Consider the following 24,404-nt stretch of genomic DNA (forward strand, 5'->3'; position numbering starts at 1 on the left):
GGACCGCCGCGCTGCTCGCGGGCGGCGCCGGGCTCCTCGGCGCGCGGGCCGGCGCCGGCGCGGCGCCGCAGGCCCGCGCCGCCCGGGACGGCGCGTCGCGCGCGGCCGGGCCCTTCAGCCTCGACGCCGCCGGAACCGTCCTCGCCAACCGCGCCCGGGCCGTGCGGACCGGCGACCGCTTCGCCTTCCTCGCCACCGTCGGGGACGCGCCCGAGACGTTCCAGGACGCCCAGTCCCGCATGTACGACAACCTCCGCAGGCTGCCCCTCGAAGGCTGGGAGGAACGCGCCGTCGACGTCCAGGACGCGTCCGAGGACGGCGCCGTCCTGCGCGTCGAGGTGCGCTACCGGCTGCGGGGCTTCGACAAGGGCCACGTCGCCCGCACCCGCTACCTCGCGATGGCCCCCGGCTCCGGCACCTGGACGATCGCCGGGGACGGGACGTCCCGCGGCCTCACCGACGACGCCGAGATCTGGGACGGCGGGCCCCTGACCGTGGTCAAGGGCCGCGGCAGCCTCGTCATCGGCGACACCACCGGCCTCGACGGCATCGCCGCGCGGCTGGACGCCGCCGTGCCGGTCGTGACCGGCGTCGTCGGCCGCGGCTGGGCGCAGCGGGTCGTCGCGCTGGTCCCCGCCGACGCGGGCCTGGCGTCCGCGCTCGCGGGCCCGGGGCAGAGCCTCGGCGAGATCGCCGCTCTCGCCACCGTCGCGCCGGCGGGCGGCGCCGGCCGCGGCGAGGACCGCGTCATCGTCTCCCCCGGCACCTTCGGCCGCCTCAACGGCCTCGGGCGCGACGTCGTCCTCACGCACGAGCTGACCCATGTCGCCACCGGCGGCGCCCGCGACCGGCGGACCCCGCTGTGGCTCATCGAGGGCTTCGCCGACTACGTCGGCTACCGGCGCGTCAAGATCAGCGTCCGGTCGGCGGCCGGCGAGCTGCGCCGCGAGGTCGCCGCCGGGCGGCTGCCCGCCGCGCTGCCCGCGGCGGCCGCCTTCGCGGGCGGTTCCCCGCGCCTGTCCCAGGCGTACCAGGAGTCCTGGCTCGCGTGCCGGATGGTCGCCGACCGGTACGGTGAGGCGACGCTCGTGCGGCTCTACCGGGCCGCCGGACGCGTCCCGGAGGCCGCCGCGCTGCGCGACGTGCTCGGCCTCGGCCGGGACCGCTTCACCGCCCTGTGGCGCGAATACGTGAAGAAGGAGCTCGCATGAGTGAGCGGAGCGATGCGGGGGGCGTGGGGGGACGTCCCCCCACAAGGAACACGAGTGAGCGGAGCGATGCGGGGGGTGTGGCGGGTCGTCCCCCCGCAAAAGACGTGGGCGAGGCTGGGGTGGGCGGGGGCCGAGCTGATGGAGGCCCGGCCGAGAACGACGGCGCGGGGATGCGGCGGCCTCGGGTCGCCGCCGCCGTTGCCGCCGGGGTGCTGTTCGCGGCCGTGGCGGCCGTGCTCGCGCTGACCACGCCGTGGAACCCGCTGCCGGGGCACGTCCCCGGCGGGCATGTGAAGGCCGATCCGGCGCTCGACTTCTCCCCCGCCGAGATCGCCCGGTCCAGGGCGTTCGACTCGGCCGTGAACCCGCCCGCCTACGCGGGGCTGCTGGTGGGGCTCGCGGTGGTGCTGGCCCTCGGCCTCACCCCGCTCGGCGCCCGCCTCATCGGCCGGGTCACCGCCCGCACCCGCCGCCGCCCCCTCAAGATCGCGCTCGCCGCGGTGGTGCTCATCACCGTGCTGCGCCTGGCGGGGCTGCCGTTCGACATCTGGCGCGAGTCGGTGCTGCGCCGGTACGGGCTGTCGACGCAGAGCTGGCCCGCGTGGCTCGTCGACCAGCTGAAGTCCCTCGGCGTCAGCTGGGTCATCTACACGGTCGCGCTGCTGCTCCTGTACGCGGTCGTGCGGCGGTTCCCGCGCTACTGGTGGACGGGCGCCGCCGCCGGCGGGTTCGCGCTCGTGGTGTTCGTGTCGTTCATCTACCCGATCGCCGTCGAGCCGGTGTTCAACAAGTTCCACTCGCTGCCGCAGGGGCAGTTGCGCACCGATCTGCTCGCCATGGCGCAGCGGGACGGTGTTCCGGTGAAGGACGTCCTGGTCGCCGACGCCTCCCGCCGGACGACGTCGCTGAACGCCTACGTGTCCGGGTTCGGCTCCACGCGGCGGATCGTCCTGTACGACACGCTGCTGAAGTCGCCGCGCCCGCGGATCGAGTCGATCGTGGGGCACGAGCTCGGCCACGCCAAGCGCAATGACGTCCTGTGGGGGACGCTGGTGGGCGCGCTGGGCGTGGCCGGGGCGCTGTGCCTGCTGTACCTCCTGATGACCTCTCCGCGGCTCCTGCGGCGCGCCGGGGTCGATCCCGGCGGCCCGCCCGGGGACGCGTCCCGCGGGCGGGCGGCGGCGGACCCGCGCACCGTCGCGCTGGTGCTCGCGCTCGTGGCGGCCGGGACGCAGGTCTCGGCCCCCGTCCAGAACCTGGTGAGCCGGCACATCGAGGCCCGCGCGGACGCGCACGCCCTCCAGCTCACCCGCGACCCGGCGACCTTCGTGTCGATGCAGCACGAACTGTCGGTGCGCAACATCTCCGATCTGAGCCCCGACGCCGCGGAGCGCGTCCTGTGGATGACGCACCCCGCGGGGCCCGACCGGATCGCGATGGCCCGCGACTGGGCCCGGATGAACCGCGTCCCGGTTCCGCCGCCGCTCCGCTGAGGGCGCGTCAGTTGCCCTCGGCGCCCTGCTTGTGCGGTGCCTTCGGCTGGGCGCCCTGCCCTTGCGCGGACAGGGTCGCCGCATCAGGGCGCGGTGCGGTCGTCACCGGCCGCTTCAGCGCCCCGCCCTTCACCCAGTCGTTCCAGCCGACCTGCCAGAAGCCCCAGCCGTTGTCGGGCTCCAGCTTCCGGCTGGTGCCCGTCACCTCGACGGGGTCGCCGCGGTAGCTGAGGTTGTAGAACCACTTGGCGTTGGACGGGCTGATGTTGATGCAGCCGTGGCTGACGTTCTCGCTCCCCTGGGAGCCGACCGACCACGGCGCGCTGTGCACGTACTCGCCGCTGTTGGAGATGCGCACGGCCTTGTACACGGTCAGGCTGTAGCCGCCGGGGCTTCCGGGGCTGACGCCCATCCACGACGACGTCATGACGGTGGGGTCCTCCTTGGCCATCGTCAGGTGGACGCCGTTGGTGGTGGTGTACATGCGGGACCCGCCGCGGCCCATGCTGGTCGGGATGGTCTTGACCTTCTTGCCGTTGACCTTCACGACCATCTTGTGGTTGTCCTCGCCCGCGGTGGACACGTGCGAGTCGCCGATCTTGAAGTCGACGGCGTAGTTCTTGCCGCCGTAGACGTCGCCGCCGGTGCGCACGCCGGCCAGGTGCGCCCGGAACCGCACGTTCGTGTGGGCCGGCCAGTACTGCCTGGTGCGGAACACGACCTGCTGGTCGCCGAACCAGTGCCAGGCGCCCTCGACGGTCCGGTCCGCCGTGACCTCCAGCGCCCGCTCGACCGCCGCCCGGTCCTTCACCGGCTCCTTGAAGTTCATGATGATCGGGATGCCGACGCCGACGGTCTCCTTGTTGTACGGCGCCTCGACCGTCACGCCGTTGGTCTTCGCGGCCTCGGCCGTGGTGAACTGGCTGGACACCGTGCGGGTCCGGCCGTCCTCGCCGAGCGCCGTCGCGGCGACCGTGTAGGTCTTCCCCGGTTCCAGCGACCAGCGCGACCGCCACTGCGTCCGGTCGGCGCTGAGGTCCCCCTCGACCTCGCCCTTGCCCGTCGTCACCGTGACGTTCTCGATCGTGCCGCTGTGCGACCTGACGTCGATCTGGCTGTCCGGCTTGAGCTTTCCGCCGCCGCTCACCGGTGACACCGCGAGCCGTACCGCGTCGCCGGCCTCCGGCTCGCCGCCCGAGCACGCCGCGGCACCCGCCACGACGCTCGCGCCGACGAGCACGGCGGCGGTGCGCCGGCCCCGCTCCCCCGGTCCTGAGCCACCCACCCGCATGTGGACCCCCCGGTCGTCCTCCTGGGCGATCGGTCCGCCTTGCCCAGCCCGGTGGCTGGAACGGCGCCCAGTATGTGAAAGGGCCGGTACCCGCTAAAAAGCGGACACCGGCCCCCGATGGGAGTCTTTTACCGACTAGTGGGCGAAATGACCCCGATAGTACTCGAACACCAGACCGATGGTCGTGAGGATCGCGCTGGCCACGCCGAGGATCACCAGCCACCAGCCGAACACGATGCCGAGCGCCACCGCGGTGGCCGACAGCGCCACCCACAGCGGCCACCAGCTGTGCGGGCTGAAGAAGCCCAGCTCACCGGCCGCGTCCGCGATCTCGCCCTGCGGGTCGTCCTCGAACAGCGGGCCCGCGTTCGCCCGCTCCAGGCGGCGGATCGTGAAGTGGACGTAGAACCCGATCAGCCCGGCGAGGCCGACCGCGAGGCCGAGCGCCGTCGTGCCCGTCCAGTCCTTGGACCAGAGCCAGTACACGACGTCGGTCGCGAGGAAGAAGACCGCGCAGCCGTAGAACATGAACGCCTGGACGCGCATCCGCTACTCCCCCTTCGCCCCGGCGAGCTCGCCCTTGGCACCCACGTGCGGGTGGTGCAGGTCGAACGCCGGCCGCTCGGAACGGATCTTCGGAATCGAGTTGAAGTTGTGCCGCGGCGGCGGGCAGGACGTCGCCCACTCCAGCGAGTTGGAGTAGCCCCACGGGTCGTCGACCTCGACCTTCTTGCCCTTCTTCCACGTGATGTAGACGTTGTAGAAGAACGGCAGCATCGAGGCGCCGAGGATGAACGAGAAGATCGTCGAGATCTCGTTCAGCCCGTGGAACTCGGCGGCGTAGTCGGCGTACCGGCGGGGCATGCCCGCCGCGCCCAGCCAGTGCTGCACGAGGAACGTGCCGTGGAAGCCGATGAACAGCAGCCAGAAGTGCACGTGGCCGAGCCTGTCGTTGAGCATCTTGCCGGTCCACTTCGGCCACCAGAAGTAGAAGCCCGCGAACATCGCGAACACCACGGTGCCGAAGACGACGTAGTGGAAGTGCGCCACCACGAAGTAGGAGTCCGACAGCTGGAAGTCCATCGGCGGGGAGGCCAGGATGACGCCGGTGAGACCGCCGAACAGGAACGTCACCAGGAAGCCCAGCGACCACAGCATCGGCGATTCGAACGTCAGTTGTCCTCGCCAGATGGTTCCCACCCAGTTGAAGAACTTCACCCCCGTGGGCACGGCGATGAGGAACGACATGAAGGAGAAGAACGGCAGCAGGACCTGGCCGGTCACGAACATGTGGTGCGCCCACACCGTGATGGAGAGGCCGGTGATGCTGATGGTCGCGAAGACCAGGCCGATGTAGCCGAAGACCGGCTTGCGGCTGAACACCGGGAGGATCTCCGTCACGATGCCGAAGAAGGGCAAGGCGATGATGTAGACCTCCGGATGCCCGAAGAACCAGAACAGGTGCTGCCACAGCAGCGCGCCGCCGTGCGAGGCGTCGAAGATGTGCGCGCCGAGCTTGCGGTCGGCCTCCAGGGCCAGCAGCGCCGCGGCCAGCGGCGGGAAGGCCAGCAGCACCAGGATGGAGGTCAGCAGGACGTTCCAGGTGAAGATCGGCATCCGGAACATCGTCATGCCCGGCGCGCGCATGCACAGGATCGTGGTGATGAAGTTGACCGCGCCCATGATGGTGCCGAAGCCGGACATCGCCAGGCCCATCACCCACATGTCGCCGCCGATGCCCGGCGAGCGGACCGCGTCCGACAGCGGGGCGTAGGCGAACCATCCGAAGCTGGCCGCGCCGCCCGGGGTCAGGAAGCCCGCGATGACGATCAGGCTGCCGAACAGGAACAGCCAGTACGCCAGCATGTTCAGCCGCGGGAACGCCACGTCGGGGGCGCCGATCTGCAGCGGCATGATCACGTTGGTGAAGCCCGCGAACAGCGGCGTCGCGAACATCAGAAGCATGATCGTGCCGTGCATGGTGAACAGCTGGTTGTACTGCTCGTTGCTGACGACCTGCAGCCCCGGCTCGTACAGCTCGGCGCGGATGAGCAGCGCGAGCACACCGCCGAACAGGAACATGAAGAACGAGGTGATCAGGTAGAGGTAGCCGATCACCTTGTGGTCGGTGGACGACATCCAGGAGGCGATGAGCCGCCCCTTGCTCGTCCGCGGCGCGGCGATCGGCGCGCTCGGGGCGTGACTCGTCGCGGTCACTTCCCACCTCCCGCGGCCAGTGCTTGCTTCGAATCTGCGATGAACTTGTCGTACTGCTCCGGCGTCACGACGCGCAGCTGGAACAGCATCTTGCTGTGGTCCACGCCGCAGAGTTCGGCGCAGCGGCCCTCATAGGTGCCGAGCTTGTTCGCCGTGAACTCGAACTCGTTGACGTACCCCGGCATGACGTCCTTCTTGTAGATCAGCGCGGGGACCCAGAACGAGTGGATGACGTCGTTGGAGTGCAGCTTCACCCGGACCGTCTTGCCGGCGGGGATCGTCATGACCGGCTTGCCCGGAGCGGGCCCGTTGGGGGCCACCGGCACGCCGGTGACGGTGGCGACGGTCTTGCCGTTCTCCTTGTAGTCGAACTGCCAGCTCCACTGGTACGCCGTCACGTCGACGACCACCGCGGGATTGTCGGTGGTCTTCTCGACGAAGTTCTCGTCGCGTGCGGTGAAGTAGAACAGGACCGCGATGATGACGAACGGGACCGCCGTATAGAGGATCTCGATCGGCATGTTGTAGCGGACCTGCGGCGGCAGGTCGTCGGAGCGCTTGCGGTGGAAGAGCACCGCCCAGATGATCAGGCCCCAGACGACGCCCCCGACCGCGAACGCCGCGATCCAGGAGCCCTGCCACAGGTGCAGCATGCGCTCGCCTTGAACGCTGATCGGCTCGGGCAGGCCCAGCCGGGAACCACTGCAGCCGGTGGCGGCGAGCGCCAGCAGCCCTAGCGCACCGGCGCTTTTCAATGCGCGGCGACTGCGCACAGGCGTACGCCGCTCCCTAGAGCGGGTCGGACTCACGGAATGCCTTCCCCACGGATGAAGCCCGGTCGGCCGGGCGGTGAGATCACTGTTTACACGTGTGGTGGACACCCTAGCGCGAGGGTCGGCGGAACCCCCGATCGGGTGCCCGGTTAGTGTTTGAGCGTGGCCGATACGAGCACGGCGGGCGCTCCGTCCGGGGTCGCCTACTTCGACGCCGCGTCCACCGAGGCGCCGCACCCGGCCGCCCGGGCCGCGCTGCTGGAGGCGCTGGACGCGGGCTGGGCCGACCCCGCGCGGCTGTACGGGCCGGCGCGCGCCACCCGGCTGCTGCTCGACCGCGCCCGCGCGCGTGTCGCGGACGTGCTCGGCGCGCGCCCGGACGAGGTGTCGTTCACGTCCTCGGGCACCCAGGCGGTGCACCTGGCGGTCCTCGGGGGGCTCCAGGCGCGCCGGCGGGTCGGGCGCCACCTCGTGGTGAGCGCCGTCGAGCACTCCAGCGTGCTGCACGCCGCCGAGGCGCACGAGCGCGGCGGCGGCGAGGTGACCGTCGTCGGCGTCGACCGCGCCGGGCGGGTCGACCCGGCCGAGTTCGCCGCGGCGCTGCGGCCCGACACAGCGCTCGCGTGCCTGCAGTCGGCCAACCACGAGGTCGGCACCGTGCAGCCGGTGGCCGAGGCGGCGCAGGCGTGCCGCGCCGCCCGGGTCCCGCTGTTCGTGGACGCCGCGCAGTCCCTCGGCCGGGCGGACGTCCCGGCCGGCTGGTCGTTCCTCGCGGGCAGCGCGCACAAGTGGGGCGGTCCCGCGGGCGTCGGCGTGCTCGCCGTCCGCAAGGGCACCCGGTGGCGCTCCCCGCTGCCGGACGACGAGCGCGAGGGCCGCCGCGTCCCCGGGTTCGAGAACGTTCCCGCCATCGCGGCGGCGGCGGCCGCGCTGGAGGCGTACCGTGCGGACATGGCGGCGGACGCGCCGCGCGTCTCGGCGCTGGTGGACCGCATCCGCGCGGAGGTGGCGCGGAGCGTCCCCGACGTGGAGGTGGTCGGCGACCCGGTCCGGCGGCTGCCGCACCTGGTGACGTTCTCGTGCCTGTACGTCGAGGGCGAGGCGCTGCTGACCGAACTGGACCGGCTGGGTTTCGCGGTTTCCTCCGGGAGCTCGTGCACGGCGGATACGCTGCGTCCCAGTCATGTGCTGGAGGCGATGGGGGTGCTCACCCATGGGAACGTCCGGGTATCGCTGCCGCGCGGCGTCGCCGCGGCGGACGTCGACCGCTTCCTCGGCGTGCTGCCCGCCGCCGTCGCCCGGCTCCGCGAGACGCTGAGGGCCGCGACATGACGAGCCCTGAGATGACGAGGCGCGAGATGGCGAGCCGCGACGGGACGGGCCGCCGTACGGTCGGCACCTTCGAGACGGGGAGGCGGTCGCGCCCATGAGGTTCCGAGGACGCGGCAGGAACGGGACGCCGCCGGCGGACGCCGCGCCGGCGCCCGAGCCGGCCCCCGCCGGCCCGCCGCCCGTGCTCGTCATCGACGCGCTCGGCCGCAAGTGCCCCATCCCGATCATCATGCTCGCCGAGCGGATCCGCGAGGTCCCGGTCGGGCAGGTCGTGGCCGTCCTCGCCGACGACGCCGCCGCCCGCACCGACGTCCCCGCCTGGTGCCGGATGAAGTCGCAGGACTTCGTCCGCGAGGAGACCCTCCAGCAGGGCGGCTGGGGCTTCCACATCCGCCGCACGTACTGACGCGCCCGCCGCACCCACTTGCGCGTCGGAGGGCCGCGCCGGGCGGCGCGGCCCTCCGGGATGCGGTGCGACTACGGGTTCGGGCAGGTGATGTGGGCCGCGACGTCGGCGGCGGCGTCCGCGCCGTAGGCGGCGCTGAAGCGGTCGAGGAACGCCTGCGTGGCGAGGGCGTACTCCTGCGGGCCGGCGGCCTCCAGGGCGTGCGCGGCGATGGCGCAGCCGACCTGCGCGGCGCGCTCCAGCGGCAGGTTCCAGGCCGTCGCCGACAGGAAGCCGGCGCGGAACGCGTCGCCGACCCCGGTCGGGTCGGCGACCTTCTCGACCGGGACGCAGGGGACGTGCACGCCCTCCTCGCCCTCGCGGTCGATGACGACGCCCTTGGCGCCGAGGGTGGTGATGCGGACGCCGACGCGGGACAGGATCTCCGCGCCGCTCCAGCCGGTCTTCTCCTCGGCGAGCGCCTTCTCGTACTCGTTGCTGAACAGGTAGGCGGCGCCGTCGATGAGGCGGCGCACCTCGGGGCCGTCCATGCGGGCGAGCTGCTGGGACGGGTCGGCCGCGAACGGGATGCCGCGGGTGCGGCACTCGTCGGTGTGCCGGACCATCGCGTCCGGGTCGTTCGGGCTGATGACGACGAGGTCGAGCCCGCCGACGCGGTCGGCGACCGGCTTCAGCTCGATGGAGCGGGCCTCGCTCATCGCGCCCGCGTAGAACGTGGCGATCTGGTTCTGGTCCTGGTCGGTGGTGCACAGGAACCGGGCGGTGTGGTGGACGTCCGAGACGTGCACGGACGCGGTGTCCACGGCGTGGCGCTCCAGCCAGGACCGGTAGTCGGCGAAGTCGTCGCCGACGGAACCGACGAGGATCGACTCCTTGCCGAGGCTGCCCATCCCGAAGCAGATGTTGGCGGCGATGCCGCCCCGGCGGATCTCCAGCTCGTCCACCAGGAAGGACAGCGACACCCGGTCCAGCTGGTCGGGCAGGAGCTGGTCGGTGAACCTGCCTGGGAAGGTCATCAGATGGTCGGTCGCAATGGAGCCAGTCACGGCGATGCGCACGGCGTCGCTCTCCTCGTCGTGGTCGTCCGGCTGATTCACCGGCTGTTTCGAACCCCGAAAGACTACTTCCCCATCGCACCACAGATCGTCGCCGTGCCCCACCGGGCGGCGCGAAAACGCCCGCCGCCGGGCATGCGGAGGGGCGGCCCGGGCCGGGGCCCGGACCGCCCCTCCGGGACGTTCCACTCGGACGCGACCGCTCGGGTCGCGCCCGCTCGGCGCGGCGCCGCGGCCGCGCCGGCTCCTCAGTTGAAGGAGTCGCCGCAGGCGCAGGAGCCCGACGCGTTCGGGTTGTCGATCGTGAAGCCCTGCTTCTCGATCGAGTCGACGAAGTCGATGGTGGCGCCGGTGAGGTAGGGGGCGCTCATCCGGTCGACGCGCACGTTGAGGCCGCCGAAGTCCTGCACCAGGTCCCCGTCCATCTCCCGCTCGTCGAAGAAGAGCTGGTAGATCAGGCCGGAGCAGCCGCCCGGCTGCACGGCGACACGCAGCGCAAGGTCGTCGCGGCCCTCCTGCTCGAGCAGGCCCTTGGCCTTCTCGGCGGCGGCGTCGGTCAGGACGACGCCCTGCTGCGTGGTCTCCTGCGTGGTCTCGCCTGAAACCGTCATGTGTTCAGCTCCCGGGTCTCACTGCGCCGCGGGTGCGGCGGGCTGTCGCTTGTCCGAGGACGTGATGCGCCTCTTCCCGTAGGACAACGTACCTCGGTACAGGGCCATTCCGCTTATCGGCCGGGTTTAACTCCCCGCCGTGGTGCGTTCTACGTCACACCGCCGCCGGGCCCGGGATGTGCCATCATTAGTCGTCAAAGCGACGATAAGTCCCGTCGCCGAAGGGAGACTCCCGATGACCACCCCGGTACGCGACCTTCCGCTGCTCCTGCTCGGCACCGGCGCCGACCCCGCCAGCGAACGCGGCGTGGACTGCCCCGGCGAGCTGCCGCCGGCGTCCGACCCCGCGCTGGTCGAGCGCGCCCGCGCCGCCAAGGCGTCCCTCGGCGACCGGGTGTTCGTCCTCGGCCACCACTACCAGCGGGACGAGGTCATCCAGTTCGCCGACGTCACCGGCGACTCCTTCAAGCTGGCGCAGCAGGCGGCGGCCCGCCCCGAGGCGCCCTACGTCGTGTTCTGCGGCGTGCACTTCATGGCGGAGTCGGCCGACATCCTGACCGCCGCCCACCAGCGGGTGATCCTCCCCGACCTCGGCGCCGGCTGCTCCATGGCCGACATGGCGACCTTCGACCAGGTCGAGGACTGCTGGGACGTCCTCGAGGACGCCGGCGTCGCCGACGACGTCGTGCCCGTCACGTACATGAACTCCTCCGCCGACATCAAGGCGTTCGTCGGGCGGCACGGCGGCGTGGTCTGCACCTCGTCCAACGCCAAGCGCGCCCTGGACTGGGCCTACGGCAAGGGCAAGAAGGTCCTGTTCCTGCCCGACCAGCACCTCGGCCGCAACACCGCCGTCCTGGAGATGGGCTTCTCGCTGGACGACTGCGTCGTCTACAGCCCGCACCGGCGCGAGGGCGGGCTCACCCACCAGGAGCTACGCGACGCCAAGATGATCCTCTGGCGCGGCCACTGCTCAGTGCACGGCCGGTTCACCAGGGAGTCGGTGGACGAGGTCAGGGAGCGCGTCCCCGGGGTCAACGTCCTCGTGCACCCCGAGTGCCGCCACGAGGTCGTCACGGCCGCCGACCAGATCGGCTCCACCGAGTACATCATCCGGACGATCGAGGCCGCCGAGCCCGGCTCGTCCTGGGCGATCGGCACCGAGCTGAACCTCGTCCGGCGGCTCGCGAACGCCCACCCGGACAAGAACGTCATGTTCCTCGACAAGACGGTCTGCTACTGCTCGACGATGAACCGCATCGACCTCCCGCACCTGGTGCTGTCGCTGGAGTCGCTGGCGGCGGGCGACGTCCAGAACGTCATCGAGGTGGACGAGGAGACCGCGCACTACGCGCGCGCCGCCCTCGACCAGATGCTCGCCCTGCTCTAGCCGAGCCCGCGGGGGCGCGCCCGGCCGGTCACAGGCCGGGGACGTCCCACACCGGGAACCACCGGGCCCTGTCCGGCTCGATCGGCAGGGTCCCGGTGAGCGCGTCCCTAGTGCGGGTCTCGACGAGGTTGTTGCGGCCGCGGGAGGCGGCGTCGGCGATGCCGTCCGGGGCGTCCGGCGGGCGCGGCGCGAACGGGTAGAACGCGTCCCGTACCGGCGCGTGGACCAGGAAGAGCCGCTGGCGTTCCGCGCCCCTGCGGAATCCCGCGACCGAGCAGAGCAGGTAGCGCCCGTATCCGGCATCGGCGAGTGTCGACTCGACGAGGTGCAGGTCGGCGACCAGGGCCTCGAAGTCGTCCGGCGGGCGCGTGACCCGGATCCATCCCCAGCCGTGCGGATCGGCGCTGACGCCCGTCCGCCGGGTCGCGTCCCCGGACAGCAGCCGTTCGACCTCGCGCTGCGCGCGCCCGAACGCGCCGAACGGCCCGCCCTCCACGAGGCGGTGGCAGACGCCGCCCTCCCCGGTCGGGACGAAGCCGGTCGCCGCCTCCAGCACCGGTGCGGCGGCCGGGAGGCCGAACAGCCGGCCGGCCCCGGACGCGGGCGCGGGCGCGGGCCTGCCGAGGAGCCCATCCAGGAGGCCCACGCTCATCCCCCGCTCGCGAGCCGCCAGGAGAGGCCGGTCAGCCGCTCCTTGCGCCGCGCCGTCGGCGGGTGGGTGGCCAGCAGCCCGGACACGCCGCCGCCGCGCGCCGCGACCACGCAGCGCGGCGCGGCCGGACGCAGCGCCCGCAGGTCGTCGCGGGACGCGTCGCGCAGCTCATCGGTGATCTTGTCGAGCGCGGTCGCGAGGTCGGCGGGCCGCCCGGTCAGCAGCGCCCCGGTGGCGTCGGCGCACAGCTCGCGCTGCCGCGCCAGCGCGAGCAGCACCAGCGTGCCCGCCGCGTACAGCACCGCGGCCACCGCGGCGAGCGGCAGCAGGACGACCCCGGCGGGCAGCGCGGCGACGCGTCCCGCGGCGCTCCTGCCGCGGCCGGTCAGCAGGCCCGCCCACCAGTCGAGGAAGAGCCCGGCGACCAGGCTCGGGAACGAGGCGACCGCCGCGACGAGCACGTCCCGGTTCGCGACGTGCGCGGTCTCGTGCGCGAGGACGGCGGCGAGCTCGGCGGGGTCGAGCCGGGCGCGCAGCCCCTCGGTGACGCACACGACCGCCGAGCCGGGGCCCGAGCCCGCGGCGAAGGCGTTGGGCGCGGCCACGGCGGAGACGGCGAGGCGCGGCCTCGGCAGCCCGGACGACATGCACAGCCGGTCCAGGACCGCGTGCAGCTCCGGCTCCTCGGCGGCGGTCACCTGGCGGGCGTCCATCGCGCGCAGGACCAGCCCGTCCGCCGCCCGCGCCGAGCAGACCGCGACGGCCGCGGCGGCGGCCACCGCGGCCGCGCCCCAGACCGGTCCGGCGAGGAACGCGGGCAGCGCGGCGGCCGCGTAGACGAGCGCGACGAGGCCCATCGTGGCGAGCATCCGCCACGTCAGGCTCGGCTCGTCCGCGTCGCGGGAGGGCGTCATGGCCTGACGGTAGACCGGCGCGGGAGAGGATTCAGCGTCGTGCGACGCAGAAGCGGGTGACGGGACGGCTACAGGCCGGGGGCGCCCCAGACGGGGAACCAGCGGCCGAGGTCCTCCTCGAAGGGGAGGTCGGCGCCGATCGCGCCGCGCACCTGGAGTTCGAGCGCGTTGTCGCGCTTGTCCCCGGGCAGCGGCGCGAACGGGTAGAAGGTGCCGCGCTTGTAGAGGTAGACGAGGGCGAGCCGCTGCCCCTCCGGGCCGCGGAAGCCCGCGAGCGAGCACAGCAGGTGCGGCCCGAACCCGCCGGACTCCAGCGTGGAGTTCACCGCGTGCAGGTCGGTGACGAGGTCGGGCAGCTCCTCGGGGGCGTGCGTGGCGAGCAGCCAGGTGTACCCGTAGGAGTCGTTGCTGATCTCCACCTTGGGGCCCTGGTCGGCGTCGAGCAGCTCCTGGACGTCGGCCTGCAGCCGCGCGAACGCGCCGCCCTCGGCCGCGCGAAAGCACACCGAGCCGCGGCCCGTCGGGCGGAAGCCCGTCGCCGCCTCCAGCGTGATCGCGGCCGACGACAGCCCGAAGATCTGGTCGAGGTCGGGCTTGGCCGGCTTGGAGCGGCCGAGGAGGGTGTCCAGGAAACCCACGGGATCAGACTCCCCTGCTGAGCTGGGCGGAGATCTTCGAGAGCTGGGCGAGCCGCTTGTCCAGCGGCGGGTGGGTGGAGAACAGCGTCGCGACGCTGGCGCCGCGGCCGAACGCCGGGGTGAAGAAGAACGCGTTGAACGCCTGCGCGGACCGCAGGTCGTTGGTCGGGATCCGGGCGATCTCGCCGCTGACCTTCGTCAGCGCGCTGGCGAGCGCGGAGGGGCGGCCGGTCAGCAGCGCGGCGGCGCGGTCGGCGGACAGCTCGCGGTACCGCGACAGGGCGCGGGTGAGCAGGAAGCTGACCGCGTAGGCGAGCGCGCTGGCCGCGACGACGGCGAGCAGGATCAGCCCGGTGTTCTGGTCGTTGCTGCGGCGGGAGAAGCCGCCCCACAGGCCCCACTGCAGGCCGAAGCGCGTGATCAGGCCGGCGCAGATGCCGAGGAACGAGGCGATCGTCATGACCGCGACGTCGCGGTGGGCGACGTGCGCCATCTCGTGCGCGAGCACGCCCTCCAGCTCGACGGGTTCGAGCCGGCGCAGCAGACCGGTGGTGACGCAGACGACCGCCTTCTTCTGGTTGCGGCCGGTGGCGAACGCGTTCGGCACGTCGGTGTCGGAGATCGCGACCTTCGGCTTCGGAGCGTCCGACATCGCGCAGATCCGGTCGATGACGCCGTGCAGTTCCGGCGCCTCCTCCGGCGAGACGACGCGGCCGTGCATGGCGAACAGCGTCATCCGGTCGGAGAAGAAGTACTGGGCGAACAGGAACGCCACCGCGACGCCGAGGGCGACGAACGCCCACTGCGGCACGAAGACGAAGAAAGCCCCCACGAAGACGACGTAGACCAGCCCCAGCAGGAACATCGTCATGAGCATCCGCGATGTCAGCCCCCGGTCGGAGGCGTAGCGCGTCCTGGCCATGCGGCCACCCCCAAGTCTTGCTCTATTCATTTGTACCAACGCACGAGACCCGGGTTTTGTGCCTGTGTGTCCAGAACGGCTGTCCGGACCGGCCGGCACACCCGGGGCCCCGCGGCGTCGTGTCACGGGACGTCCCCTTCCCCCGGTGCGCGGGGTCAGTCCGGGATGAGCCCCTCGTCCCCGAGCATGGAGCGCACCTCGTCGATGTGCGCGTCGGCCGGCGGCAGGATCAGCTCCGACGGCTCCAGGCTGTCGGCCGGCAGCGGCCTGCCCACCTTGCGGACGTTCTCCAGCAGGGCGTGCAGGGCGGCGCGGAACGCCGTCTCGTCGCCCGACTCGATCGCCGACTCCAGCTCGGAGTCGAGGGCGTTGAGCGAGGACAGGTCCTCCTCGGCCACGTCCAGCTGGCCCTCGCCCATGAGGCGGACGATCACTGGGCACCCCCGGGGTTGTTCGGCCACGGGGCCTGCTGGGGGGTGTCCTGCTGCTGCTGTTGCGGCTGCGCGTTCGGGCTGCCCTGGTTCAGCTGCTTGGGCGCGGGGGCCTGGCCGAGTTCGGCCTTGAGCTGCTCGAGCTCCAGGTCGACGCCGGGGCCGGAGCCCATCCGGTCGAGCTCGGCCTGGATGTCGTCCTTCGGACCGGAGAAGTCCTCCAGGGCGCCGGAGGCCAGCAGCTCGTCGATCGCGCCGGCGCGCGCCTTCATCGTGTCGGTCTTCTCCTCGGCGCGCTGGATCGCCAGGCCGACGTCGCCCATCTCCTCGGAGATGCCGGAGAACGCCTCGTTGATCTTCGTCTGCGCCTCGGCGGCGGTGTAGGTCGCCTTGATCGTCTCCTTGCGGGTGCGGAAGGAGTCGACCTTGGCCTGCAGCCGCTGGGAGGCGAGCGTGAGCTTCTCCTCCTCGCCCTGCAGCTGCTGGTACTGGCCGCGCAGGTCGTTCAGCTGGCTCTCCAGCCCGGCCCGGCGGGTCAGCGCCTCGCGGGCGAGGTCCTCGCGGCCCACCTGCAGCGCCTTCTTGCCCTGGTCGGTCAGCTTGCTCTGCTGCTGCTCGAGCTGGTTGATCTGCAGTTCGAGACGCTTGCGCGAGGTGGCGACGTCGGCGACCCCGCGACGAACCTTCTGCAGCATCTCCAGCTGACGCTGGTAGGAGTAATCGAGGGTCTCCCGAGGATCTTCCATGCGGTCCAGGGCTTTGTTCGCCTTGGACTTGAAGATCATCGACATTCGCTTCATCACGCTCATCGCGCGGCGCCGGTCCCTTCGTGCTGTCGCCTCAGTCGTGAACTGGGCTCATTGACCACTGCTGGGGTTCTTATCACCCTACGCGTTAACGCGCGAGGCAGCCACGATGTTCGCAGCCGGTAGTCTGATCCCGTGTTCAAGCGTCGTACCCCGGAGCCCCCGGCGAATCCTCCTCAGGTAGTAAAGCCGGGAGGCAAGGGCCGTCCCACCCCGAAGCGGAAGGACGCCGAAAAGCGCCGCCGCCAGCCGATCACCGCACCGGCCTCCGGTAAGGAGGCCTACAAGCGGCGCCGCGCGCAGCTGGCGGAGGAGCGCGCCAAGGCGCGCCAGGGCATGGCCCAAGGCGACGAGAAGCACCTGCTCAAGCGGGACAAGGGCCCCGTGCGGCGGATGGCCCGCGACTACGTCGACTCCCGCCGCACCGTCGGCTCGTACCTCATGTACGCCATGTTCGCGATGGTGCTGCTGAGCATGCTGCCGATCCCGGCCGCCCGGCTGCTGGTGCTGTTCGCGCCGCCGCTGCTGCTGATCGTCGTGTTCGGCGAGGGCTTCTGGCTGAGCCGCGGCATCAAGCGGCTGGCCGCCGAGCGCTTCCCGGAGGAGGACGCCAAGGGCGTCGGGCTGTACGCCGCGATGCGCGCCATGCAGATCCGCCGGCTGCGCGTCCCGAACCCGCAGGTGCGGATCGGCGAGAAGGAGAAGGTCTGACCGGACGCGGGCCGGGCACCGCCCGGCCCCCCGTCCGCGGCCTGGGAACGGCGATCATCTCCGGGCTAGGGTCGGAGCCATGGAGTTCCGAAACCTGGGCCGGAGCGGTCTGAAGATCAGCGAGATCGCGTACGGCAACTGGCTCACCCACGGCTCCCAGGTCGAGGAGGACGCGGCGCACGCGTGCGTGCGGACCGCCCTCGACGAGGGGATCACCACCTTCGACACCGCCGACGTCTACGCCGGAACGCGCGCTGAGGAGGTCCTCGGCCGCGCGCTCAAGGGGCAGCGCCGCGAAGGGCTGGAGATCTTCACCAAGGTCTACTGGCCCACCGGGCCCGGCGTGAACGACCGGGGCCTGTCCCGCAAGCACATCTTCGAGTCGATCCACGGCTCCCTGCGACGCCTCGGCACCGACTACGTGGACCTCTACCAGGCCCACCGGTTCGACTACGAGACGCCGCTGGAGGAGACCCTGCGCGCGTTCGACGACCTCGTCCGGCAGGGCAAGGTGCTGTACGTCGGCGTGTCGGAGTGGCGGGCCGAGGAGATCGAGCGCGCCCTCAAGATCGCCGACGAGATGGGCTTCGACCGGATCGTCTCCAGCCAGCCGCAGTACTCGATGCTGTGGCGGGTCATCGAGGAGGAGGTCGTCCCGCTGTGCGAGCGCGAGGGGGTCGGCCAGATCGTCTGGTCGCCGATCGCGCAGGGCGTGCTGACCGGCAAGTACAAGCCGGGGCAGCCGCTGCCCGAGGGGTCGCGCGCCACCGACGACAAGGGCGGCGCGGACATGATCAAGCGCTATCTGAACGACGACCTGCTGACCCGCGTGCAGGAGTTGCGGCCCATCGCGGACGAGCTAGGGCTGTCGATGGCGCAGCTGGCGATCGCCTGGACGCTGCAGAACCCGAACGTGTCGGCGGCGATCGTGGGCGCGACCCGTCCCGAGCAGGTCACCGACAACGTGAAGGCCGCCGGGGTGAAGCTGGACGCCGACGTGATGAAGCGGATCGACGACGTGCTCGGCTCGGCCGTCATCCGCGACCCCGCCAAGACCGCCAGCCCGCGCAAGCGCCCCTGACCTGGCCCGCGCTCCCGGCCGGGCACGAGGGCCCGGTCGGGCACGAGGGCCCGGACGGGCGCTGACAGGGGCCGCGGAGCCGCCGGCTCCGCGGCCCTCGCGTCACTCGGGGTCCTGCAGGCTCATCTCGTACACGAGCGTCTCGCCGTCCAGCAGGACGACCTTGTCGACCTCGTCGGCGCGCAGGCCGCGCCAGTTCTCCCCCAGCCAGCTCTCCGCGTCCGCCTGGGTGGAGAAGGTCTCCTCCGACATGCCGATCGCGCGCCCGTCGGCCCGCTCCAAACGCCAGCTCCACGCCATCGCGTCGACCTCCCTCGTCGCGGGTGAGACTAGCCGGTCACGAGGCGGCTTCGATGGCGCGGCGCAGCGCCTCGGGGCTCTCGGTGTCGGACGTGTCGAGCGTGCGCCCGTTCACCCGCACCGTGGGCGTGCCCTGGATCCCGGACGATATGTAGCCCTTGCTGACGGTCTTCACGCTGGCGGCGTAGCGCCGGCTCTTCACGCAGGAGGTGAAGTCGTCTCCGGTGAGCCCGAGCGGTTCGGCCAGGGAGAGCAGCTGCTCCACGGTGTAGCCCGTGGAGGTCTCGCTCTCGGGCTGGTTGGCGTAGAGGGCGTCCTGGTAGGAGAGCCACTGCGCGCCGTCGCCGACGCAGCGCAGGGCGGACGCGGCGCGCAGCGAGTTGTCGTGCGCCGGCTGGGAGCTCTCGCCGAAGATCAGCATCGGGTGGAACACGACCTTGGCGCGTCCCGCGACCACGAGCTGCTTCAGCATCGGGTCGTGCTTGCTGTCGAACGCGCCGCAGGGCGGGCACGCGAAGTCCTCGTAGATGTCGACGACCGGGGCGGTGACGCCGGGCCTGGACATGACGAGGCTGCCGTCGGCGAGCGGCACCGCCTCCGCGCCCCCGGCGATCTTGCCGGCCCGCAGCTGGACGTCGCCGCCGCCACCGCCGCCACCGTCGTCGTCGCCGCTCTGGAGGGCGAGCACCACCACCGCGGCGATGATCAGCACGACGACGAGGCCGCCGCCGACCAGCGCGAACACCAGCCCGCCGCCGCCCTTCCGCCCGGGCGGAGGCGGCCCGTAGGGCGGTCCGTGGGGCGGTCCGGGCGGCGGGCCGTAGCCGCCGGGCATGCCGGGCGCGGGACCGCCCGGCGGGACGGGAGGCGGGCCGTAGGGCGGCGGGCCGCCGGGACCGGGCTGCCCCGGCTGATGCGGCCAGGGACTGTTCGGGGGGTTGCCCACCGGGCTCCTCCTGTCGGGGGCGAGGTGATCCTTCCAGGGGAGCGTAACCGTAGAGTTCCGACCAGTATGAACATCGAGCTTCGCGGCATCGCCGCTGCCCAGGGCTGGCCCGCGCCGGGCTGCCGGTGCGCGTCCTGCAACCGGCTGCGCGCCGCCGGCGTCCGGCACGAGCCGCTCGCGGGCCTCGTCGACGGCGTGCCTCTGGACGACCTGCCGCGCACGGAGGTGCCCGGCGGCCACGAGGTCCGCTCCCCCGGCGGCGGGCGCGTCCTGGTGGCGGCGGGCCCGGGGGCGAGGCCGGAACCGGTCTCCGGGGTGCGGTACGACGCCGTGCTGCTCGACCTCGCGGGCTCCCCCGAGCATCTCGGCCACCTGCGCCGCGTCGGAGCGGTGACGTCCGCGACCCGGATCGCCGCCGTCCACGTGGACCACCGGCTGCCGTCCCCCGCCGAGCTGGAGCGCCGCATGGCCTTCTGGAACCGGCCCGCGGACGGCCCGTTCCGCACCCTGCTGCTCGGCGGCAGCCGGTCGGGGAAGTCGGCCGAGGCGGAGCTGCGGCTGGCCGCGTGCCCGGACGTCCTCTATGTCGCGACCGGTCCCGTCCGCGACGACGACCCCGCCTGGGCCGAGCGGGTCGACGCGCACCGGCGGCGCCGCCCGGCCTGGTGGCGCACCGCCGAGACGACGGCCCTGGCGGACGTCCTGGCGTCCGCGACGGGCGCCGTCCTGGTGGACGGCATCGGCACCTGGCTGGCCGCCGCGATGGACGAGTCCGCCGCCTGGGACGACCCGTCGCGGGCGCTGCCCCGCCTCGACGAACTGGTGGAGGCATGGCGCGGGACGGCGGCGCGCGTGGTCGCGGTCAGCGACGAGGTCGGGCTGTCCCTGGTGCCGACGACGGCGTCCGGACGGGCCTTCCGGGACATGCTCGGGCTGGCCAACCAGCGGCTCGCGGCCGAGTCGGAGGAGGCGGCCCTGGTCGTGGCGGGACGCGTCACGGAGCTCCGGTGATCGAGGGGCTGCGGCTGGCGGTGACGCTGCTGACCGTCGTCCCGCTGGGACGGGCGCGGGTCGACCGGGGCACCGCGCGCGCCGCGATGCTGCTCGCCCCGGCCGCCGGCCTGGTCCCCGGCGGCACCGCCGCGCTGATCTTGCTGGCGGGCGGCCCGCTCGGTCTGCCCGTCCTCCTGACGGCGGTCCTCGCGGTGGCCGCGACGGCCGCCGCGACCCGGGCGCTGCACCTGGACGGGCTCGCCGACCTCGCGGACGGGCTCGGCAGCGGCCGTCCCGCCGCCGACGCCCTCGCCGTCATGAAGCGCTCCGACATCGGCCCGTTCGGCGTGGTCACGCTGCTGCTGACCGTGCTGGCCCAGGTCGCCGCGCTGGCCGCCGCCCCGCATCCGGCCGTCGCCGTGCTCGTCGCGTCGGTCGCCGGGCGGGCGGTGCTCCCGTGGGCCTGCCGCAGCGGAGTGCCGTCCACGCGTCCCGGCGGCCTGGGAGCGCTCGTGGCGGGGACCGTCGGCACGCGCGCCGCACTGGCCGTCACGGCGGTCGTCCTCGCCGCCGCCGGCGGCGCCGGAGCGGCGACCGGCGGGCCGGGCGGCGCCGTGCAGGCCGCGGTCGCGGTGCTCGTCGCGCTGGCCGCCGCGCTGGTAATGCTGCGGCACGCCGTCCGGCGGCTGGGCGGCGTGACCGGCGACGTCCTCGGCGCGCTCGTCGAGATCGCCGTCACGGCCGCGCTGGTCGTCCTCGCCGCGCGGCCCTGACGGCCCACCGCACGGCCCTGACGGCCACGGGCGCGCCGGGACCGGCTCCGGGCCGGGCAATGCTTGATCCAAAAGGACGAAACCGGTCACCGGGAGGACTACCATCGTGCTACGTGACGAGCATCAGCCTTGACAGCGCAGCCCTGGCCAGTCTTGACACCGACGCGATCGTGATCGGGGTCACCCCAGCCGGGGCGGGTGCCGCCCCGGCCGCCGGCGCGGAAGACCTCGACCGCGCCTTCGACGGCCGCCTCGCGGACGCGCTCGGCGCGCTCGGCGCCACCGGCAAGGCCGGTGAGATCACCAGGCTGCCGACGCTCGGCGCCGCCACCGCCAAGGTCGTCGTCGCCGCCGGGCTCGGCGAGGACCCCTCCGCCGAGGACCTGCGCCGCGCCGCCGGCGCCGCCGTCCGGTCCCTCGCCGGCACCGCCCGGGTCGCCGTGGCGCTGCCCGCGTCGTCCGCCGAGACCGTCGAGGCGGTCGCGCTCGGCGCGCTGCTCGGCGCCTACTCCTTCGACTCCTTCCGCACCGGCGGCGACCGCAAGGCCCCCGTCGAGGAGATCCGGCTGGCGGCGCCCGCGGCCGAGGAGGCCGCCGTCGCCCGCGCCCGCACCCTCGCCGCGTCGGTGAAGCTCGTCCGCGACCTGGTCAACACCCCGCCCTCGCACCTGACGCCCGAGGACCTCGCCGCCGAGGCGGGCCGCGTCGCGGCCGAATCCGGCCTGGCCATCGAGGTGCTGGACGAGAAGGCCCTCGTGGACGGCGGCTACGGCGGCATCGCCGGCGTCGGGCAGGGCTCGGTGAACCCGCCGCGGCTCGTCCGGCTCGCCTACACCCACCCCGAGGCGTCCCGGACGCTCGTGCTGGTCGGCAAGGGCATCACATTCGACTCCGGCGGCCTGTCCCTCAAGCCCACCGAGGCGATGGACTGGATGAAGTCCGACATGGGCGGCGCCGCGGCGGTGCTCGGCGCGCTCGACGCCATCGCCGAGCTCGGCCCGAAGGTCAACGTCGTCGGCTACCTCGCCATCGCCGAGAACATGCCGAGCGGCACCGCGCAGCGCCCGTCCGACGTGCTGCGCATCTACGGCGGCAAGACCGTCGAGGTCCTCAACACCGACGCCGAGGGCCGCCTCGTCATGGCCGACGCCATCGTCCGCGCCGGCGAGGACTCCCCCGACCTCATCGTGGACGTCGCCACGCTGACCGGCGCGCAGCTCGTCGCGCTCGGCACCCGCACCACCGGCGTCATGGCCAACGACGACGACGTCCGCGAGAAGGTCGTCGCGGCGGCCGAGCGCGCGGGCGAGCCGTCCTGGGGCATGCCGCTGCCGGCCGAGCTGCGCAAGGGCCTGGACTCGGCGGTCGCCGACATCGCCAACATCAGCGGCGAGCGCTGGGGCGGCATGCTCGTCGCCGGGACGTTCCTGAAGGAGTTCGTGCCGGAGGGCGTCAAGTGGGCGCACCTCGACATCGCCGGCCCGTCCTTCAACAAGGGCGAGGCGTACGGCTACACCCCGAAGGGCGGCACCGGCGCGGCGGCCCGCACGCTGGTCCAGATCGCCGAGGACGTCGCCGCGGGAATTCTCTAGCGAACCCCACCGCTGTCACCTGGCGGAGAACAGAATAGGTTTCTCATGGCGGCGGGGGCCCGCCGACGGTGCTCCCCGCCCCGCCCTACCACTACGGGCGCCCCGATCCACGCGGGCGCCGCGACAGGGGAAATGGAGCGTCCAGTGGCCAACAACGGCACCTTCGACATCGTCGTCCTAGGCGCCGGCAGCGGCGGTTACGCGTGCGCGCTGCGCGCCGCCGAGCTCGGCAGATCGGTCGCGCTCATCGAGCGGGACGAGTCCCTCGGCGGGACGTGCCTCAACCGCGGGTGCATCCCCACCAAGGCGCTGCTGCACGCGGCCGAGGTGGCGGACCACGCGCGGGACGCGGCGAACTTCGGCGTCAAGACCACGTTCGAGGGCATCGACGTGGCCGGTGTGAACGCCTACAAGGACAAGGTCGTCTCCACGACCGTCAAGGGCCTCACCGGGCTGATCAAGGCCCGCGGCATCGAGGTCGTGCACGGCAGCGGGCGGCTGACCGGGCCGACCACCGTCGAGGTCACCGCGCCCGACGGCGCGACCAGCGTGATCGAGGGCGGGCACATCGTCCTCGGCACCGGCTCGCAGCCCAAGAGCCTGCCCGGCCTGGAGATCGACGGCGAGCGCGTCATCTCCAGCGACCACGCGCTGCGGCTGGAGCACGTCCCCGCGTCCGTCGTCATCCTCGGCGGCGGCGTGATCGGCGTCGAGTTCGCCAGCGTGTGGCGCTCGTTCGGCGCCGAGGTCACGATCGTGGAGGCGCTGCCGCACCTGCTGCCGCTGGAGGAGGAGTCCAGCTCCAAGCGGCTGGAGCGCGCGTTCCGCAAGCGCGGCATCAAGTTCGAGACCGGCACCCGGTTCGAGAGCGCCAAGCCGACGCAGGGCGGCGTCTCCGTCACCCTCGAAGGCGGCAAGACCATCGACGCCGAGCTGCTGCTCGTCGCGGTGGGGCGCGGCCCGATCTCCGACGGCATCGGGCTGGCCGAGGCCGGCGTCGAGACCGAGCGCGGGTTCGTGAAGGTCGACGAGTACTGCCGGACGAACGTCCCCACGATCTCCGCGGTCGGCGACCTGATCCCGACCCCGCAGCTCGCCCACGTCGGCTTCGCCGAGGGCATCCTCGTCGCCGAGCGGCTGAGCGGGCTCACCCCGCCGCCGATCGACTACGACGGCGTGCCCCGCATCACCTACTCCGACCCCGAGGTGGCCTCGGTCGGCATCACGTCCGCGGTGGCCCGCGAGCGCGGCCACCAGATCAAGGAGGTCGTCTACGACCTGGCCGGCAACCCCAAGAGCAAGATCCTGGGGACGCAGGGCGAGGTCAAGGTGATCGCGGCCGTGGACGGCCCCGTCCTCGGCATCCACATGGTCGGCGCGCGCGTCGGCGAGCTCATCGCCGAGGGCCAGCTCATCTACAACTGGGAGGCCCTCCCGAGCGAGGTCGCCCAGCTGATCCATCCCCACCCGACCCAGTCCGAGGCGGTCGGCGAGGCACATCTCGCCCTCGCCGGCAAACCACTGCACGTGCACGGCTGAACGCCGCACAAGTAATACGAAGGAGTCGCTGAGACATGCCGGTCTCCGTCACCATGCCCCAGCTCGGCGAGAGCGTCACCGAGGGCACCGTCACCCGCTGGCTCAAGAAGGAGGGCGAGCGCGTCGAGACCGACGAGCCGCTCCTTGAGGTGTCCACCGACAAGGTGGACACCGAGATCCCCTCGCCCGCCTCGGGCATCCTGACCAGCATCACCGTCGCCGAGGACGAGACCGTCGAGGTCGGGGCCGAGCTGGCCGTCATCGGCGACGAGGGCGGGGCGCCGTCCGGCGGCGGGCCGAGGATGAAGGTGACGCGGAAGAACCAGG

26 protein-coding genes are annotated in these 24,404 nt (G+C 72.7%); 12 read left to right on the top strand and 14 right to left on the bottom strand.

The window, feature by feature from the left end; translation table 11 throughout:
- The coding region (locus tag AB0K34_RS37845; RefSeq protein WP_364553579.1) for a hypothetical protein at positions 1–1,211 on the top strand (1,211 nt) is incomplete at its 5' end.
- Between the two features lie 170 nt (positions 1,212–1,381).
- Positions 1,382–2,704, top strand: a complete 1,323-nt coding sequence (locus tag AB0K34_RS37850; RefSeq protein ID WP_364553580.1) for a M48 family metallopeptidase — start codon at positions 1,382–1,384, stop codon at positions 2,702–2,704.
- A gap of 7 nt (positions 2,705–2,711) precedes the next feature.
- Here the strand turns inward: AB0K34_RS37850 and AB0K34_RS37855 are convergent, their stop codons facing one another.
- The 4 genes from AB0K34_RS37855 to coxB form a co-directional block, all read right to left on the bottom strand.
- Complete coding sequence (locus AB0K34_RS37855) at positions 2,712–3,995, bottom strand: Ig-like domain-containing protein (protein ID WP_301177298.1); 1,284 nt, start codon at positions 3,993–3,995, stop codon at positions 2,712–2,714.
- A gap of 135 nt (positions 3,996–4,130) precedes the next feature.
- The gene (locus AB0K34_RS37860; RefSeq protein WP_138639267.1) at positions 4,131–4,541 is read right to left on the bottom strand and encodes a cytochrome c oxidase subunit 4; all 411 of its coding nucleotides are present in this window, start codon (positions 4,539–4,541) and stop codon (positions 4,131–4,133) included.
- 3 nt (positions 4,542–4,544) lie between these two features.
- Entirely contained in the window at positions 4,545–6,134 is a 1,590-nt protein-coding gene (gene ctaD / locus AB0K34_RS37865) for a cytochrome c oxidase subunit I (protein ID WP_240808254.1), read from the bottom strand.
- A gap of 74 nt (positions 6,135–6,208) precedes the next feature.
- Positions 6,209–6,967 (bottom strand): cytochrome c oxidase subunit II, encoded by a 759-nt coding sequence (gene coxB / locus AB0K34_RS37870; RefSeq protein ID WP_301177297.1) that lies wholly within the window; start codon positions 6,965–6,967, stop codon positions 6,209–6,211.
- Positions 6,968–7,147: 180 nt separating this feature from the next.
- Here coxB and AB0K34_RS37875 point away from each other — a divergent pair, with 180 nt between their 5' ends.
- Both AB0K34_RS37875 and AB0K34_RS37880 read left to right on the top strand, forming a co-directional pair.
- Positions 7,148–8,317 carry an aminotransferase class V-fold PLP-dependent enzyme gene (locus AB0K34_RS37875; RefSeq protein WP_138639264.1) on the top strand — a complete coding sequence of 390 codons (1,170 nt, stop codon included), beginning with the start codon at positions 7,148–7,150 and terminating at the stop codon, positions 8,315–8,317.
- Between the two features lie 94 nt (positions 8,318–8,411).
- Complete coding sequence (locus AB0K34_RS37880) at positions 8,412–8,723, top strand: sulfurtransferase TusA family protein (RefSeq protein ID WP_138639263.1); 312 nt, start codon at positions 8,412–8,414, stop codon at positions 8,721–8,723.
- A gap of 71 nt (positions 8,724–8,794) precedes the next feature.
- Here the strand turns inward: AB0K34_RS37880 and AB0K34_RS37885 are convergent, their stop codons facing one another.
- Both AB0K34_RS37885 and AB0K34_RS37890 read right to left on the bottom strand, forming a co-directional pair.
- Positions 8,795–9,781: a carbohydrate kinase family protein gene (locus AB0K34_RS37885; RefSeq protein ID WP_364553595.1), complete on the bottom strand. Its 987-nt coding sequence runs from the start codon at positions 9,779–9,781 to the stop codon at positions 8,795–8,797.
- A 245-nt stretch (positions 9,782–10,026) separates the two neighbouring features.
- Positions 10,027–10,389 carry an iron-sulfur cluster assembly accessory protein gene (locus AB0K34_RS37890; RefSeq protein WP_089324013.1) on the bottom strand — a complete coding sequence of 121 codons (363 nt, stop codon included), beginning with the start codon at positions 10,387–10,389 and terminating at the stop codon, positions 10,027–10,029.
- A gap of 235 nt (positions 10,390–10,624) precedes the next feature.
- On the opposite strand from AB0K34_RS37890, the gene nadA reads away from it, so the two are divergent.
- A complete protein-coding gene (gene nadA, locus AB0K34_RS37895; protein ID WP_364553582.1) occupies positions 10,625–11,779 on the top strand; it encodes a quinolinate synthase NadA in 1,155 nt (384 codons plus the stop codon).
- 28 nt (positions 11,780–11,807) lie between these two features.
- Here the strand turns inward: nadA and AB0K34_RS37900 are convergent, their stop codons facing one another.
- From AB0K34_RS37900 to AB0K34_RS37925, 6 genes are all read right to left on the bottom strand, one after another.
- Positions 11,808–12,425: a hypothetical protein gene (locus AB0K34_RS37900; protein WP_364553583.1), complete on the bottom strand. Its 618-nt coding sequence runs from the start codon at positions 12,423–12,425 to the stop codon at positions 11,808–11,810.
- A gap of 2 nt (positions 12,426–12,427) precedes the next feature.
- A complete protein-coding gene (locus tag AB0K34_RS37905; RefSeq protein ID WP_301177292.1) occupies positions 12,428–13,345 on the bottom strand; it encodes a M48 family metalloprotease in 918 nt (305 codons plus the stop codon).
- Between the two features lie 68 nt (positions 13,346–13,413).
- A complete protein-coding gene (locus AB0K34_RS37910; RefSeq protein WP_301177291.1) occupies positions 13,414–13,983 on the bottom strand; it encodes a hypothetical protein in 570 nt (189 codons plus the stop codon).
- Positions 13,984–13,987: 4 nt separating this feature from the next.
- A complete protein-coding gene (gene htpX, locus AB0K34_RS37915; RefSeq protein WP_138639259.1) occupies positions 13,988–14,905 on the bottom strand; it encodes a zinc metalloprotease HtpX in 918 nt (305 codons plus the stop codon).
- 155 nt (positions 14,906–15,060) lie between these two features.
- On the bottom strand, positions 15,061–15,339 hold the full coding sequence (locus tag AB0K34_RS37920) for a hypothetical protein (protein ID WP_301177290.1): 279 nt from the start codon (positions 15,337–15,339) through the stop codon (positions 15,061–15,063).
- A complete protein-coding gene (locus AB0K34_RS37925; protein ID WP_138639257.1) occupies positions 15,336–16,145 on the bottom strand; it encodes a PspA/IM30 family protein in 810 nt (269 codons plus the stop codon). Before AB0K34_RS37925 ends, AB0K34_RS37920 begins: the two co-directional genes overlap by 4 nt.
- A 132-nt stretch (positions 16,146–16,277) precedes the next feature.
- Between AB0K34_RS37925 and AB0K34_RS37930 the strand changes: the two genes are divergently transcribed.
- Together AB0K34_RS37930 and AB0K34_RS37935 are read left to right on the top strand one after the other, a co-directional pair.
- On the top strand, positions 16,278–16,853 hold the full coding sequence (locus AB0K34_RS37930) for a DUF3043 domain-containing protein (RefSeq protein WP_138639256.1): 576 nt from the start codon (positions 16,278–16,280) through the stop codon (positions 16,851–16,853).
- Between the two features lie 79 nt (positions 16,854–16,932).
- Complete coding sequence (locus AB0K34_RS37935) at positions 16,933–17,934, top strand: aldo/keto reductase family protein (protein WP_301177289.1); 1,002 nt, start codon at positions 16,933–16,935, stop codon at positions 17,932–17,934.
- A gap of 102 nt (positions 17,935–18,036) precedes the next feature.
- Here the strand turns inward: AB0K34_RS37935 and AB0K34_RS37940 are convergent, their stop codons facing one another.
- Together AB0K34_RS37940 and AB0K34_RS37945 are read right to left on the bottom strand one after the other, a co-directional pair.
- Positions 18,037–18,234, bottom strand: a complete 198-nt coding sequence (locus AB0K34_RS37940) for a hypothetical protein (RefSeq protein ID WP_176196247.1) — start codon at positions 18,232–18,234, stop codon at positions 18,037–18,039.
- A gap of 37 nt (positions 18,235–18,271) precedes the next feature.
- Positions 18,272–19,180 carry a thioredoxin domain-containing protein gene (locus tag AB0K34_RS37945; RefSeq protein WP_364553586.1) on the bottom strand — a complete coding sequence of 303 codons (909 nt, stop codon included), beginning with the start codon at positions 19,178–19,180 and terminating at the stop codon, positions 18,272–18,274.
- Between the two features lie 66 nt (positions 19,181–19,246).
- Here AB0K34_RS37945 and AB0K34_RS37950 point away from each other — a divergent pair, with 66 nt between their 5' ends.
- From AB0K34_RS37950 to AB0K34_RS37970, 5 genes are all read left to right on the top strand, one after another.
- A complete protein-coding gene (locus tag AB0K34_RS37950; protein ID WP_364553588.1) occupies positions 19,247–20,191 on the top strand; it encodes a bifunctional adenosylcobinamide kinase/adenosylcobinamide-phosphate guanylyltransferase in 945 nt (314 codons plus the stop codon).
- The gene (locus tag AB0K34_RS37955; RefSeq protein WP_364553590.1) at positions 20,188–20,946 is read left to right on the top strand and encodes an adenosylcobinamide-GDP ribazoletransferase; all 759 of its coding nucleotides are present in this window, start codon (positions 20,188–20,190) and stop codon (positions 20,944–20,946) included. Before AB0K34_RS37950 ends, AB0K34_RS37955 begins: the two co-directional genes overlap by 4 nt.
- A 59-nt stretch (positions 20,947–21,005) precedes the next feature.
- Positions 21,006–22,538, top strand: coding sequence for a leucyl aminopeptidase (locus AB0K34_RS37960; protein ID WP_364553592.1), 1,533 nt, complete (start codon positions 21,006–21,008; stop codon positions 22,536–22,538).
- A 132-nt stretch (positions 22,539–22,670) separates the two neighbouring features.
- A complete protein-coding gene (gene lpdA, locus AB0K34_RS37965; protein WP_138642330.1) occupies positions 22,671–24,077 on the top strand; it encodes a dihydrolipoyl dehydrogenase in 1,407 nt (468 codons plus the stop codon).
- Positions 24,078–24,112: 35 nt separating this feature from the next.
- On the top strand, positions 24,113–24,404 hold a 292-nt coding region (locus tag AB0K34_RS37970; protein ID WP_364553593.1), incomplete at its 3' end, for a biotin/lipoyl-containing protein.

It is taken from the genome of Actinomadura sp. NPDC049382 (genome assembly GCF_040677125.1).
Taxonomy (GTDB): Bacteria; Actinomycetota; Actinomycetes; order Streptosporangiales; family Streptosporangiaceae; genus Spirillospora; species Spirillospora geliboluensis.

What these genes read in the sequence shown, in the direction of transcription:
- AB0K34_RS37850 (WP_364553580.1), top strand. Translation starts at nt 1,382, where the DNA reads ATGCGGCGGCCTCGGGTCGCCGCCGCCGTTGCCGCCGGGGTGCTGTTC.
- AB0K34_RS37855 (WP_301177298.1), bottom strand. Translation starts at nt 3,995, where the DNA reads ATGCGGGTGGGTGGCTCAGGACCGGGGGAGCGGGGCCGGCGCACCGCC.
- AB0K34_RS37860 (WP_138639267.1), bottom strand. Translation starts at nt 4,541, where the DNA reads ATGCGCGTCCAGGCGTTCATGTTCTACGGCTGCGCGGTCTTCTTCCTC.
- ctaD (WP_240808254.1), bottom strand. Translation starts at nt 6,134, where the DNA reads ATGTCGTCCACCGACCACAAGGTGATCGGCTACCTCTACCTGATCACC.
- AB0K34_RS37880 (WP_138639263.1), top strand. Translation starts at nt 8,412, where the DNA reads ATGAGGTTCCGAGGACGCGGCAGGAACGGGACGCCGCCGGCGGACGCC.
- AB0K34_RS37890 (WP_089324013.1), bottom strand. Translation starts at nt 10,389, where the DNA reads ATGACGGTTTCAGGCGAGACCACGCAGGAGACCACGCAGCAGGGCGTC.
- nadA (WP_364553582.1), top strand. Translation starts at nt 10,625, where the DNA reads ATGACCACCCCGGTACGCGACCTTCCGCTGCTCCTGCTCGGCACCGGC.
- AB0K34_RS37905 (WP_301177292.1), bottom strand. Translation starts at nt 13,345, where the DNA reads ATGACGCCCTCCCGCGACGCGGACGAGCCGAGCCTGACGTGGCGGATG.
- htpX (WP_138639259.1), bottom strand. Translation starts at nt 14,905, where the DNA reads ATGGCCAGGACGCGCTACGCCTCCGACCGGGGGCTGACATCGCGGATG.
- AB0K34_RS37925 (WP_138639257.1), bottom strand. Translation starts at nt 16,145, where the DNA reads ATGAGCGTGATGAAGCGAATGTCGATGATCTTCAAGTCCAAGGCGAAC.
- AB0K34_RS37935 (WP_301177289.1), top strand. Translation starts at nt 16,933, where the DNA reads ATGGAGTTCCGAAACCTGGGCCGGAGCGGTCTGAAGATCAGCGAGATC.
- AB0K34_RS37940 (WP_176196247.1), bottom strand. Translation starts at nt 18,234, where the DNA reads ATGGCGTGGAGCTGGCGTTTGGAGCGGGCCGACGGGCGCGCGATCGGC.
- AB0K34_RS37950 (WP_364553588.1), top strand. Translation starts at nt 19,247, where the DNA reads ATGAACATCGAGCTTCGCGGCATCGCCGCTGCCCAGGGCTGGCCCGCG.
- AB0K34_RS37960 (WP_364553592.1), top strand. Translation starts at nt 21,006, where the DNA reads ATGCTTGATCCAAAAGGACGAAACCGGTCACCGGGAGGACTACCATCG.
- lpdA (WP_138642330.1), top strand. Translation starts at nt 22,671, where the DNA reads ATGGAGCGTCCAGTGGCCAACAACGGCACCTTCGACATCGTCGTCCTA.